Genomic DNA, 12,981 nt, shown 5'->3' with positions numbered 1-12,981 from the left:
CCAGCGCGCGCCAGGGCGGCTCAATCGGGTGCGTAGCGCTGTCACCCAAAAAGTGAACTCGCGCGTGAGCGAATAAGTATGTGTTCATGCGGTCTTGCCAGCGGTTAATGAGCGGTCAACTGCGGTTTCTAGGTTCAAGGCATATTACCCGGCTTGTGTGGCCGCTTGCCTGGGTGGCTACCCGCTGGTTGCCAGTGGGCAATGCGCAATGGCCACGGTGCGCTTTCTGCGCTGCTGGGATAATTGGGCCTATGTCAACGCCCGCCCCCGGTTTAGCCGGTTCCTCGCATTTTGCTACTGATAACGGCCCGTTTTCACCGTGGCGCCTGAGCGTGGCCCCCATGATGGACTGGACGGACCGGCATTGCCGCTACTTTCACCGCCTGCTGTCCGGCCACGCCTTGCTGTACACCGAGATGGTGACCACGGGCGCGCTGATTCACGGCGACGTGGCGCGGCATCTGCGTTTTGGCGTGGAAGAGCACCCGGTGGCATTGCAGCTGGGCGGCAGCGAGCCGGCCGAGCTGGCCCAGTGCGCCCGCTTAAGCGAGCAGTGGGGCTATGACGAAATCAACCTGAACTGCGGCTGCCCCAGCGAGCGGGTGCAGCGCGGCTCCTTCGGCGCCTGCCTGATGACCGAGCCGCAACTGGTGGCCGATTGCGTCAAAGCCATGGTCGACGTGGTGTCCGTGCCCGTGACCATCAAGCACCGCATCGGCATCGACCAGGGTGAAAGCTACGGTTTCGTGCGCGATTTTGTGGGCGCGGTCAGCGAGGCGGGCTGCAGCACCTTCATCGTCCACGCGCGCAACGCCTGGCTCAAGGGCCTTTCCCCGAAGGAAAACCGCGAGGTGCCGCCGCTGCGCTACGAGCTGGTGCACCGGCTCAAGGCCGAGTTTCCGCAACTCACCATCGCCATCAACGGCGGCATCACCACCAGCGCCCAGGTGGCCGAGCAGCTGCAGCAACTCGACGGCGTGATGATTGGCCGCGAGGCCTACCACAACCCCTGGTGGCTCAGCGCCTGGGATGCGGCGTTTTACGGTGCCACCACCCCTGAGCGGACGCGCGAATCGGTGGAGGCGCAGATGGTGGACTACATGGCACGCGAAGCCGCCGAACACGGCACGCCCTGGAGCAGCATTGCCCGCCACATGCTGGGGCTGCGCCACGGCCTGCCCGGCGCGCGCCGCTGGCGGCAGGTGTGGAGCGACCACAAGCTCAAGGCTCTGCACCCGCGCGATGTGATGGCACTGGCGCATGGGGCTGTGCAAGAGGCGGCGTAAGGCGTTTGGCTTGTGGTTGATGCAACTCTCAGCTCAGTGCGTGCGATACGCTTTTCTTGCTCCCTCGCCCTTTGGGAGAGGGTTGGGGTGAGGGCCAGCGGCGTATAAAAACGGCAGTCTTTCGCATTGGTCGCAGTTCCCATGCCAGCCTTCTCCCAAAGGCGGGAAGGCGTAAAACGGGAAACATCGCTGTTCAAGCGACAGGAAGTGCTGAGTAATTATTGGTTGAGTGCAAAATTAGCTGCCAGCCGCCGTAAATATTGCGCGAATAGCTATTAAAAATGTAGCAAATCGGGCTATCGAACCTGTCTTGGGAGACTGGATGCCTGAAGTGGCGGCCGAGGCCAGGGAAGTCAAGCCCATAGCCAACGGCGGCATGCAAACCAACTGATCGGCCAACCGATGTTATTCCGCAGTTTTGCGGGGTTTGCAGGTTTGTTACTCAGCAGTCCGAAAGTAGTGCGACATACTTTGTCATCCTGAGCGCAGCGAAGGATCCCGGTATGCCGGCAAGATTCTTCGCGTTGCTCAGAATGACAGCATGGGTGGCGTCGCCTTCATTACGGACTGCTGAGTAAATCACGGCGACGCCGCTGCTGCTTGGAAAAATGCTGATATAAACCAATGACTTATAACAAAGGTCGGAGGTGACCAACATGAACTGTCGGTTATGTTATTTGGTAGGCTTGCGGTCTGTATCACGTTAGCCCTCTATCCACATGAAAGACATTCTTCTTGCCGTCGTTCCGTTAGTGAGTGCCGCGCTCGCCGCGTTCCTTGCTTATTGGTTCACTTCGCGCGCAAAGCGAGACGAATCAATCGTTCGCTTTAAGGAGGAAAAGTACGCAAAGCTGTTGGTCAAGCTTCAGGGTTTTGTTGGAACCACAACCTCTGCCAAATTGAAGCGAGAGTTCTTCGAAGAGCAGTACCAATCTTGGTTGTACGCCTCGGATGAGGTGGTCGAAGCAATCAACGCGCTTGTGCAGTTGGTTATTGCGAGTCGGGGCACAGCGCCAAACCTAGATGCGGGCCGAAAGGCTGTTGGCGAGATTGTTCTTGCCATGCGACGCGACCTGCTTCGAGAAACAAAGCTTTCTTCTGTTTCCTTCAGGTACACAGATGTGCTTGAGTAACAAGAAGGCTAACCGGTCGTTCGAGCCGACAGCCCTCGGCAAGCCTCGGTCTGCGGCTCAACTTCAACGTTATGCCTCACCACACGCGCGTGACGAATGAAGCCAGTTCACGAAGTACTACTGGAAGCAAAGGCCTTAGCGCGTAGGGTGCTCTCTGGGGACCTCTCACCTGGTGAAGGGTGTGCATGGATCGCGGAACTGTGCGAACTGAACGACTGGCCGGAACCTCTCGTTCCATTCTCCGCTCTCGCTCATGAACAGGACGGACACGACGCACTTGGCTTTAACAGGGAGAACACGGTGCCATTGGTGTTGACCGAATGTCGCCGCTTGCTCGGGGAGGCAGAGGATGAGGCATAACAGGTCGTATATGGACTCCCCCTCAACAGCAAGAAACTGACCGATAGTTGAACCCCGGCCCGCTGGCCGCGACGCCCTTCGCCGCAAAGGTATGAATGAAAAGTGCCCGCAGCCCTTTAAATTTATGCGCAAGAAGCTATTGTTTTGATAGCAAATCGCTGCCGCGGCAAGCGTGGCCGGCTGAAACTCAAAGCCCCGGCGGACTCAAATTAAAAGCCTGGCTCCCATCGCTAAGCTCAAAATTTTCCCTGCACCGTGCGCCTGATCTCGGCCACCGCGCACAAACTGGCCCGGCTGGTGTACTTCATGCGCACAAAAGGGCCGGCCTGCGTGGAGACGGGGCAGCAGTACCATGAAGAGCACGACCGCGACCGCGAGTGGGTGGTGCACAATCTCACCAAACGTTTTCAGACTTTACTTCGACATCACCTGCCCATGCATGACAACGATTGGTCCGTAAGCGCCGTGGCGCTGCCCAGCGAATCACGCGTCTCTCGCGTGTACGAAACAACAAACTTGGCTGATGCCTATGCGATTCGCTTGCCGAAGGACGCAAGCACCGACCCTGAGTTGCTTGCACGCTTCCTCTTCTCCCAGCAAGCGCCATGGGTTGCAACACTCATGCGACTGCGCGACGCGCTTGTTGCCGGATTCGGCCTCAAGACATCGAAGCAGTTGCAAAGATCGGATGGGGCAAGTGGCGACAAGCGCATCCACATCTTCAAGATTTATGAGACGAGCACGCACGAGATTCTTTTAGGCGAGGACGACAAGCACCTCGACTTCAGGCTGTCGGTGTTGCACCAGACAAGGACGGTGTCTGCCGAAAGCACGCCCTACCTGGTTGTGTCAACCGTTGTGCATTGCCACAATCGCTTGGGGCGCGCGTATATCATGCTTATCGCTCCGTTCCATCGGATGGTCGTCAAGTCCGGCCTGCGCAGAGCGGCTCGTGTCGGGTGGCCCACTTCTGCCATTGCATGAATACCGCCACGCCAGGTCTTGAGCGCACCGCAGAAAGGTCTGCCCCATTTATTGCGCCAGACCACCTTCGGCTTGCGCTGATACCAACTACAAGGGCTTTTGTTTCATGGTCGTAGATCCCCACTTCGCAGCTCATTTCATTGCCGGCTACAAGAGCCTCCTCGCCGAGGTCCATCGCCAATCTGGCGGTGAGCCTCACGAAAGGTCGCTCCCATGAGGTGCATCACGCGATCCGCAATGCTTCTGTTCTGGGCCTTCGTGGCAGTCACAGGAGCAGTCGCGCAGAATCTGTACAAGTCCGTCGGACCAGACGGCAGGGTCGTCTACAGCGACCGTCCACCAACCGAAGGTCGGATCGAGAAGACGATGAGGTTTGAGAACTTGCCAAGCAGCGCGTTGCCCGCCTCAGCTTCTTCGTATGTTGAACAGCTGCGCAGAATGAGGGCCTCGGCTACTCCAAGCACGCCGCCAACAAATGGAGTGGTCTTGTACTCGGCAACTTGGTGCGGCTACTGCAAGCAGGCAAAAGCTTATCTGGCGAGCAAGGGCGTCACATACCAAGAGGTCGACATTGACACGAACAATGGGATGACCGCCTTCGCACAATCTGGCGGCGGCAAGGGTGTCCCGTTGCTCCTCGCAAGTGGTCAACGAGTCCAAGGGTTCTCGCCTGCCGCGTACGATGCACTCTTTGCCAATCGAAAGTAGCGCGGTGCCGCTCATTCATTCGTCGTCCCCTCGTTCATACTCCCAACTCACATGAACCCCATCACTCTCAGCACTCTCAAAGCCTTCCCGCAGCAGCTGGAGGCGCACTACGCCGCCATTCCTTCCGAGTTCAAGCACTGGGCTCCTCCGTCGTGGGATGGTGTGCCGAGTGAACCGTTCACCGCCATTGAGCAAATCTGCCATGTGCGTGACATTGAGGTCGAGGGGTATCACGTGCGCTTGCACCGCACGCTGGACGAATCCAACCCAACGCTGGCGTCCATCGACAGCGAAGCTCTTGCCAAGGCACGTTCCTACGCCACGGCAAATGCGAGTGCAGTCTTTGAGTCTTTCCGCGAGGCGCGTGCGAGGACTGTCGCGCTCGTCACCAGTCTGACTGCTGATCAATTCAACCGTACCGCGGTCTTTGAAGGCTACGGCCCACTGACGCTGCGCAGCCTGGTGCACTACCTCTGTAGCCATGACCAGCAGCATCTCGCTGGGCTGCAATGGTTGCTCGGAAAGATGGAGGCCTCGCGTGTCTAGTACTGCAACCCGAAAATATCGAAACATGAAAGCGCGTCTTCGCACCCATGGCGGCGTTGCAACCCTTGCGAAGGCGCACAGCCTTCGCTGCGGTTTGCGCCTTGCCCTGGGCACGAATCCATCACTTTCATTTTGTTTCGCTACTTTCGGGTTGCAGTACTAGGTGCGAGGCTGACCCTTCCGACCCTTCCTCTATGTGGGGACTCCCCCTCAGGGGCAAGAAATTGACCGGCAGTTGAGTTTTTGCTTGCCCGGTGCGCGCCGCTGGTGGCTGGAGCGCAGTGTCTGCGGCGTCTTTTGGCTCAAAGGTATATGCAAAAAATGCCTGCAGCCCTTTAAATACGTGCGCAAGCAGCTATTGTTTTGATAGTGAATTGTTACTCCGGGCGGAGTAATGGGCTGAAATTCAAAGGGGCTGAAATTCAAAGGGGCTGAAATTCAAAGCCCCAGCGGACTCAAATCGAGCCGGCCCTCGCGCAGGGCGGGGCACCAGAAGTAGGCGCCGCTCAAGGGCTGGCTGAACTGGAACAGGCCGTCTACCTGCCCGTCGCGGGCGCCCGTCATGCTGGCGAGCAGGATTTCAAACGCCTCCAGGCTGCGGCCAAACGCCACAAACACCAGCCCGGCGCTGCTGCCTTGCATCCAGGGCATGCTACGGCGCAGCATGAAAGCCTGGCTGCCGTCGCTGAGCTCAAAATTCTCCTGCGCCGTGCGCTTGACGTGGGCGGTTGCTGGCGCATCCTCGTCTTCTTCATTGCTTTCGCGGTCGCGACCTATCAGCTCGGTCTCTTTGGCCGGGCCCAGTGACTGGAAATGCGCCAGGTTGTGCTGCCAGCGCTGCACGGCGACAAAGCTCGAGCCATTGAGGCCGGCGGCGGCGTTGTGCACCAGTGCCGTGGCCACCGCGTCGTCGCCGGCGGGGTTTTCGGTGCCGTCTTCGAAGCCCGTCAGGTCATGCCCGCTGCGGTATTTGAATGCATCAGTCACCTCGCTCAGCGTGAAGGCGGGCGCCAGCAGGGCCTCCAGCGCTTGCGTGCGGTGCAGCAAATCGCCGGGGTCTTGCCCGTCCAGGGTGCGCAGCCACAGCCACAAGGCGGTTTGCGTGGCGGGCAGGTCCACCAGCGAGCCGGGGACGGGCTCAAATGTCTTGAGCCCAGGCACGCTGGCGCCCAGGGCGGCGACCAGGGGCGCACCGAGCCCGGCCACGACCTGCCGGCCATCGGTGGCAGCGGCCAGTTGGGTCAGTGTTTGCTTGAGTTGCTGGGCGCTGACGCCAGCGCCCAGCGAAAAAGTCAGGTAGCGGGCATGGGCCGGGATGGGCGCCAGCACGCCGGGTTGCGGTGTGGGCATGTTCAGGATGGGCGAGAAGTGAAGCCCCGACGATAGCTCAACTCAGATGGCCGCTTCCAGCCCGTTTTTGAAGTGTGCCTGCATTTTCTGCATGGCCTCGGGCGCGTCGCGGCGGACGAGGGCGGCCATGATGGCCTGGTGCTCGGCCAGCGACTCCCTGATGCGGCCCGACTTGAGCAGGGAGTTGTGGCGATTCAACTTCATCACCTTGCGCAGGTCGGCCACCATCTGGTCGCGCCAGCGGTTGTTGGCAATTTCCAGCAGGCGCATGTGGATGGTTTCGTTGATCTCGAAAAAGCGCTCGCGGTTGCCCACAGCCTGTTCCAGTTCGTGGTGCAGGCTTTGCAGTTCCTTGAGCTGGGCCTCGCTGGCCTGGGTGGCCACCACGCCGACGGCATCGCTTTCCAGCAGGGCGAGCAGGTGGTAGACATCGGTCAGGTCGCGTTCGGAGACTTCCGTCACGTAGGCGCCGCGCCGCACTTTCATGGTCACCAGCCCCTCGGTGGCCAGCACCTTGAGGGCTTCGCGCAGCGGCGTGCGGCTGATGCCGTATTCCTCGGCCAGCTTGAGTTCGTCAATCCAGCTGCCGGGGGCCAGCTCGCGGCTGAAAATGCGCTGGCGCAGCCGCTCGGCCACTTCCTCATAAAGCGCCCGGGGAGTCAGGGAAACAGCAGCCATGGTTAAAGAGACTTATATATAGTGGGATCCAAGCGGGCGGGTGCTAGTGTGGTGTTGCACGCTATCCGGCACATAAAACCGCGTCTTTTCGTCCATGACGGCGTTGCAAATCCGCGCAATAGCGGGGCTATTGCTGTGGTTTGCGTCTTGTCCTGAACAAAAATCCATCGGTTTTATTGGTGCCGTCAAGCATGCAACACCACACTAGCGTGCGGCACCACGCCAAGCAATCATGGGTGCATTTTACTCGAAAGTGAATTTTGCATCAATAATTATAAATGATGTAAACTTGTGGACGAATGTGGATGACCATGGGGAATGCCACGCCAACCGAATGCGCCATGAGCAACAAACAACCTCCTTCTCGCCCTGACTTCGCCCCTGCCAGCCTTGAAGCCTGGGCCAAAGCGGCTGCCAAATCGGCCCCCGGCGGCGACGTGAACGCGCTGAACTGGCACACGCCCGATGGCATCAGCGTCAAGCCGCTATACACCGCGGACGACGTGAAAGACCTGCCCTATGCCAACACGCTGCCGGGTTTTGAGCCTTTTATCCGCGGCCCGCAGGCCACCATGTACGCCGTGCGGCCGTGGACGATTCGCCAGTACGCCGGCTTTTCCACCGCTGAGGAATCCAACGCGTTCTACCGCAAGGCCCTGGCCGCCGGCGGCCAGGGCGTGTCGGTCGCGTTTGACCTGGCCACCCATCGCGGCTACGACAGCGACCACCCGCGCGTGACCGGCGACGTCGGCAAGGCCGGCGTGGCCATCGACAGCGTGGAGGACATGAAGATCCTGTTCGACCATATCCCACTGGACAAGGTCAGCGTCTCCATGACCATGAACGGCGCCGTGTTGCCGGTGCTGGCGGGCTACGTGGTGGCGGCCGAGGAGCAGGGCGTTTCGCAGGCTCAATTGAGCGGCACCATCCAGAACGACATCCTCAAGGAGTTCATGGTCCGCAACACCTACATCTTCCCGCCCGAGCCGAGCATGCGCATCATCGGCGACATCATCGAGTACACGGCGCAGAACATGCCCAAGTTCAACTCGATCTCGATCTCGGGCTACCACATGCAGGAAGCCGGCGCGAACCAGGCGCTGGAGCTGGCCTTCACGCTGGCCGACGGCAAGGAGTATGTGAAGACGGCGCTGGGCAAGGGGCTGGATGTGGACGACTTTGCCGGCCGCCTGAGTTTTTTCTGGGCGATTGGCATGAACTTCTACCTCGAAGTCGCCAAGATGCGCGCCGCTCGCCTGCTGTGGTGCCGCATCATGAAAGCGTTCAAGCCGAAGAACCCGAAAAGCCTGATGCTGCGCACCCACTGCCAGACCAGCGGCTGGAGCTTGACCGAGCAGGACCCGTACAACAATGTGGTGCGCACCACCATCGAAGCCATGGCGGCCGTGTTTGGCGGCACGCAAAGCCTGCACACCAACAGCTTCGACGAGGCGATAGCCCTGCCCACCGAATTTTCTTCACGGATTGCGCGCAACACCCAGCTCATCATCCAGGAAGAAACCCACATTCCCCATGTGGTCGATCCCTGGGCCGGCAGCTACATGATGGAAAAGCTCACGCAAGACATGGCGGACGCGGCCTGGGCCATCATTGAAGAAGTCGAGGCCATGGGCGGCATGACCAAGGCCGTGGACAGCGGCTGGGCCAAGCTCAAGATCGAGGCGGCCGCAGCCGAAAAGCAGGCGCGCATCGACAGCGGCAAGGACGTGATCGTCGGCGTCAACAAGTACAAGCTGAAAACCGAAGACGCCATTGAAGCGCGCGACATTGACAACGTGGCCGTGCGCGATGGCCAGATTGCACGGCTGAAGGCCATCAGGGCCAAGCGCGATGGCGCTGCGGTGCAGGCGGCGCTGGACGCCTTGACCGCCGCCGCCGAGAATAAGGACGGCAACCTGCTGGATCTGAGCATCAAGGCGATTCGCCTGCGCGCCACGGTGGGCGAGGTGAGCGACGCGCTCGAAAAAGTTTACGGGCGCCACCGCGCCGACACGCAAAAGGTGACCGGTGTGTATGCAGCCGCTTATGACTCGGCCGAAGGCTGGGAGACCCTCAAGACCGAGATCAACGCCTTTGCCCAGGCCCAAGGCCGCCGCCCGCGCGTGATGATCTCAAAACTGGGCCAGGACGGCCATGACCGTGGCGCCAAGGTGGTGGCCACCGCCTTTGCCGATCTGGGCTTTGACGTGGACATGGGCCCGCTGTTCCAGACGCCCGAAGAGTGCGCCCGCCAGGCGATTGAAAACGACGTGCACGCCGTGGGTGTTTCAACGCTGGCCGCCGGCCACAAAACGCTGGTGCCGGCCATCATCGCCGAACTCAGGAAGCAGGGGGCCGACGACATCATCGTCTTCGTGGGTGGCGTGATTCCCCGGCAGGACTATGAGATGCTTTATGAGGCGGGCGTGAAGGGCATTTACGGCCCCGGCACGCCGATTCCGGCTTCCGCCAAGGATGTGCTGGAGCAGATCAAGGAGGCGCTGGCTTTGCACGGCAGCGAGGCACCGTACGAAACGGGCGCAGCCCGCGACGCGATCAAAGCCAAGCTGAAAATAAAGCATGGAAGTTCTGAGGTGAATAAGGATTGACCCAAGGCTTCAATTGATATATATTTTTGATACATATCATACTTATTTTGGAGTTTGTCATGACAGCAATAACACTTAGCACTGCCAAGGTTTTCACCACAGGCCGCAGCCAGGCGGTGCGCTTGCCCAAGGAGTTTCGGTTCAACACCAAAGAAGTCACGATAGAGCGGCAGGGAGATGCCGTGGTGTTGCGGCCCAAGCTAAGCAAAGACGAATGGTGGGCGAATATGGAGAAGACTCTGGCGGCATTCAAAGGCATGGAGCCCGTTGAACGGGTGCGCGCGCCCCTTCGTGACGACATAGCGGATTTTGATTGATGCTGGCGCCCGTCTACATGCTCGATACCAACATTTGCATCTACGCTATGAAAGGGCAATTGAGCGTATTGAAAAAATTCAATGAGCACGGCAAGGATGCATTAGTGATCTCATCACTAGTCGCCGCTGAGTTGGCTTATGGGGTCGAAAAAAGTCAGCGCTTCGACGAAAACAAAAGAAATTTGGAGTCGTTCCTGCAAAGCATGCACGTCATCGCCTGGGACGAATCGGCCATGTGGCATTTTGGGCAGCAGCGAAACCGCTTGTTCAAAGCGGGAACGCCCATTAGCGAAATTGACCTGCTTTTGGGCTGCCAGGCTTTGGCGATGGATGTTGTGTTTGTGACCAACAACACACGCGAATTTGAGCGTATTGAGGGCTTGCGCTTGGAGAACTGGGCGTGACCCAGGCCATGCTCTCGCTTGGCCCTGTTGCCGCCCGCGACTTCGACGAGTTGGTGGCCATTCGCATAGAGGCCCTGCGCGAAAATTTTGAGCGCTTGGGGCGCTTTGACCCGGTACAAAGCGCAGCCAATCGCTTTTACCTGCGCCACGGATTCATTCAGATCGATGAAAGCGAGTTTGATCTGGACTACCAGTGGTACCAAGCACGCGGAGTGCTGGTGTGAGCGCGATCGAACCGATTACTCATGGTTCGGCTCTGGCCCAACGCCGCGCCATCGCCAAAGCCATCACCCTGCTCGAATCCACACGCACCGATCACCGCGCGCAAGCCGATGAGCTGCTCACGACCTTGCTGCCCCACACCGGAAAGGCGTTCCGTCTCGGCATCAGCGGCGTGCCCGGCGTCGGCAAATCCACCTTCATTGAAGTGCTCGGCCTGTACCTTATTGAGCAAGGGCACCGCGTCGCCGTGCTGACGATTGATCCATCGTCCACAGTGTCTGGCGGCTCCATCCTGGGCGACAAGACCCGCATGGAAAAGCTCTCGGTGCACGAGCGCGCCTACATCCGTCCCAGCCCGTCCAGCGGCACGCTGGGGGGCGTGGCCGAGAAGACGCGTGAAGCCATGCTGATCTGCGAAGCGGCGGGCTACGACATCGTGATCGTCGAGACCGTGGGCGTGGGCCAAAGCGAAACCGCCGTGGCCAATATGACCGACATGTTTGTGCTGATGCAGTTGCCCAATGCCGGTGACGATTTGCAAGCCATCAAGAAGGGCGTGATGGAGCTGGCCGATCTGGTGATCATCAACAAGGCCGATCTGGATGCGGACGCCGCCATGCGGGCCGAGGCTCAGATTACCTCGGCGATGCGGCTGTTTGGCCTACACGGCCACCCCGACCACGCACACCACGACAAGAAAATCTGGCATCCGCAAGTGATCCAGCTCAGCGCCCTGCACAACCAAGGCGTGGATGCTTTCTGGGCGGCGGTGACGCAGTTCAAAACCCTGCAGGCAGACAACGGCAAGCTGGCGGAGCGCCGCCGGCACCAATCGCTGTCCTGGATGTGGGAGCGCATTGACGCGGGGTTGAAGCAGGCTTTCCGGCATGATCCGGCGGTCAGTGCGCTGCTGCCGCAGCTGCAGGCCCAGGTGGAAAGCGGCCAGCTTGCCGCCTCCACTGCAGCGCGAAATCTGCTCTCAGCCCAATCAAAACAAGCGTCAACAGCTATCAAATAAATAGCATAAAGAAGTAGCGTCAAAAAGGTAAACCATGCAAGACATCCTCGAACAACTCGAAAAGAAGCGTGCCGCGGCACGCCTGGGCGGCGGCCAGAAGCGCATCGACGCGCAGCATGGCAAGGGCAAACTCACGGCGCGCGAGCGGTTGGAGCTGCTGCTGGACGAAGGCACGTTTGAGGAATGGGACATGTTCGTCGAGCACCGCTGCACCGACTTCGGCATGGAGTCCAACAAAATTCCGGGCGACGGCGTGGTCACGGGCTACGGCATGATCAACGGGCGTCTGGTGTTCGTCTTCAGCCAGGACTTCACCGTGTTCGGCGGCGCGCTGTCCGAAGCCCATGCCGAGAAAATCTGCAAGGTGATGGACCAGGCCATGAAGGTCGGCGCGCCGGTGATCGGCCTGAACGACTCGGGCGGCGCCCGCATCCAGGAAGGCGTGGCCTCGCTGGGCGGCTATGCCGATGTGTTCCAGCGCAACGTGATGGCCAGCGGCGTGATTCCGCAGATCAGCATGATCATGGGCCCCAGCGCCGGCGGCGCGGTGTATTCGCCGGCCATGACCGACTTCATCTTCATGGTCAAGGACAGCTCCTACATGTTCGTGACCGGCCCCGAGGTGGTGAAGACCGTGACGCACGAAGAGGTGAGCGCCGAGGAATTAGGCGGCGCCATCACGCACACCACCAAGAGCGGCGTGGCCGACCTCGCGTTCGAGAACGACGTTGAAGCGCTGCTGATGCTGCGCCGCCTGTACAACTACCTGCCGCTGAACAACCGCGAAAAGGCGCCGGTGCGCCCCAGCAACGACCCGGCCGACCGCATGGACCTGTCGCTGGACACGCTGGTGCCCGACAACCCGAACAAGCCCTACGACATGAAGGAGCTGATCGTCAAGACGGCGGATGACGGCGACTTTTTCGAGATCCAGCCCGAGTACGCCAGGAACATCATCATCGGTTTTGCGCGCATGGAAGGCCAGACGGTCGGCATCGTCGCCAACCAGCCGCTGGTGCTGGCAGGCTGTCTGGACATCAAGGGCTCGATCAAGGCCGCGCGCTTTGTGCGCTTCTGCGATTGCTTCAACATCCCGGTGGTGACCTTTGTCGACGTGCCCGGCTTCATGCCCGGCACCAGCCAGGAATATGGCGGCATCATCAAGCACGGCGCCAAGCTGCTGTATGCCTACGCCGAGTGCACGGTGCCCAAGATCACGGTGATCACGCGCAAGGCCTATGGTGGCGCCTACGATGTGATGGCCTCCAAGCACCTGCGCGGCGACGTCAACTTCGCCTGGCCCAACGCCGAGATCGCGGTGATGGGGCCCAAGGGGGCGGTGGAAATCATCTTCCGCGAGGACAAG

The 12,981-nt window shown here is 60.0% G+C and carries 14 protein-coding genes; 11 read left to right on the top strand and 3 right to left on the bottom strand.

Annotated features, from left to right (window positions below):
• Nucleotides 1–251 precede the first annotated feature (251 nt).
• The gene (gene dusA / locus V6M61_RS12870; RefSeq protein ID WP_332776972.1) at nucleotides 252–1,286 is read left to right on the top strand and encodes a tRNA dihydrouridine(20/20a) synthase DusA; all 1,035 of its coding nucleotides are present in this window, start codon (nucleotides 252–254) and stop codon (nucleotides 1,284–1,286) included.
• A 442-nt stretch (nucleotides 1,287–1,728) separates the two neighbouring features.
• Here dusA and V6M61_RS12865 read toward each other — a convergent pair whose 3' ends face one another.
• Nucleotides 1,729–1,944, bottom strand: coding sequence for a hypothetical protein (locus V6M61_RS12865; protein ID WP_332776971.1), 216 nt, complete (start codon nucleotides 1,942–1,944; stop codon nucleotides 1,729–1,731).
• Between the two features lie 61 nt (nucleotides 1,945–2,005).
• Between V6M61_RS12865 and V6M61_RS12860 the strand changes: the two genes are divergently transcribed.
• The 4 genes from V6M61_RS12860 to V6M61_RS12850 all read left to right on the top strand — a co-directional run bounded on the left by V6M61_RS12860 (nucleotide 2,006) and on the right by V6M61_RS12850 (nucleotide 5,017).
• Nucleotides 2,006–2,419, top strand: coding sequence for a hypothetical protein (locus V6M61_RS12860; protein WP_332776970.1), 414 nt, complete (start codon nucleotides 2,006–2,008; stop codon nucleotides 2,417–2,419).
• A 615-nt stretch (nucleotides 2,420–3,034) separates the two neighbouring features.
• Nucleotides 3,035–3,763 (top strand): DUF2867 domain-containing protein, encoded by a 729-nt coding sequence (locus V6M61_RS12855; RefSeq protein WP_442957774.1) that lies wholly within the window; start codon nucleotides 3,035–3,037, stop codon nucleotides 3,761–3,763.
• Nucleotides 3,764–3,976: 213 nt separating this feature from the next.
• A complete protein-coding gene (locus tag V6M61_RS21030) occupies nucleotides 3,977–4,471 on the top strand; it encodes a glutaredoxin domain-containing protein (RefSeq protein ID WP_442957773.1) in 495 nt (164 codons plus the stop codon).
• A 51-nt stretch (nucleotides 4,472–4,522) separates the two neighbouring features.
• Nucleotides 4,523–5,017, top strand: coding sequence for a DinB family protein (locus V6M61_RS12850; protein ID WP_332776969.1), 495 nt, complete (start codon nucleotides 4,523–4,525; stop codon nucleotides 5,015–5,017).
• A gap of 438 nt (nucleotides 5,018–5,455) precedes the next feature.
• Here V6M61_RS12850 and V6M61_RS12845 read toward each other — a convergent pair whose 3' ends face one another.
• Together V6M61_RS12845 and V6M61_RS12840 are read right to left on the bottom strand one after the other, a co-directional pair.
• Nucleotides 5,456–6,367: a Dyp-type peroxidase gene (locus tag V6M61_RS12845; protein WP_332776968.1), complete on the bottom strand. Its 912-nt coding sequence runs from the start codon at nucleotides 6,365–6,367 to the stop codon at nucleotides 5,456–5,458.
• A 42-nt stretch (nucleotides 6,368–6,409) separates the two neighbouring features.
• Complete coding sequence (locus V6M61_RS12840) at nucleotides 6,410–7,045, bottom strand: GntR family transcriptional regulator (RefSeq protein ID WP_332776967.1); 636 nt, start codon at nucleotides 7,043–7,045, stop codon at nucleotides 6,410–6,412.
• A 341-nt stretch (nucleotides 7,046–7,386) separates the two neighbouring features.
• On the opposite strand from V6M61_RS12840, the gene scpA reads away from it, so the two are divergent.
• The 6 genes from scpA to V6M61_RS12810 all read left to right on the top strand — a co-directional run.
• A complete protein-coding gene (gene scpA, locus V6M61_RS12835) occupies nucleotides 7,387–9,654 on the top strand; it encodes a methylmalonyl-CoA mutase (protein ID WP_332776966.1) in 2,268 nt (755 codons plus the stop codon).
• Between the two features lie 59 nt (nucleotides 9,655–9,713).
• Nucleotides 9,714–9,971, top strand: coding sequence for an antitoxin (locus V6M61_RS12830; protein ID WP_332776965.1), 258 nt, complete (start codon nucleotides 9,714–9,716; stop codon nucleotides 9,969–9,971).
• Nucleotides 9,971–10,375 (top strand): type II toxin-antitoxin system tRNA(fMet)-specific endonuclease VapC, encoded by a 405-nt coding sequence (gene vapC, locus V6M61_RS12825; RefSeq protein ID WP_332776964.1) that lies wholly within the window; start codon nucleotides 9,971–9,973, stop codon nucleotides 10,373–10,375. The genes V6M61_RS12830 and vapC overlap by 1 nt, the downstream gene beginning before the upstream one ends.
• Nucleotides 10,372–10,599, top strand: a complete 228-nt coding sequence (locus V6M61_RS12820) for a hypothetical protein (protein WP_332776963.1) — start codon at nucleotides 10,372–10,374, stop codon at nucleotides 10,597–10,599. The genes vapC and V6M61_RS12820 overlap by 4 nt, the downstream gene beginning before the upstream one ends.
• On the top strand, nucleotides 10,596–11,615 hold the full coding sequence (gene meaB, locus V6M61_RS12815) for a methylmalonyl Co-A mutase-associated GTPase MeaB (protein ID WP_442957772.1): 1,020 nt from the start codon (nucleotides 10,596–10,598) through the stop codon (nucleotides 11,613–11,615). Before V6M61_RS12820 ends, meaB begins: the two co-directional genes overlap by 4 nt.
• A 34-nt stretch (nucleotides 11,616–11,649) precedes the next feature.
• Nucleotides 11,650–12,981 (top strand): acyl-CoA carboxylase subunit beta (locus tag V6M61_RS12810; protein ID WP_332776962.1); only part of this gene is annotated, 1,332 nt, incomplete at its 3' end.

Source organism: Polaromonas sp., assembly GCF_036676035.1.
GTDB lineage: Bacteria > Pseudomonadota > Gammaproteobacteria > Burkholderiales > Burkholderiaceae_C > Polaromonas.
The sequence above is the reverse complement of the archived record's forward strand: the minus strand, read 5'-3'. Positions and strand labels throughout refer to the sequence as shown.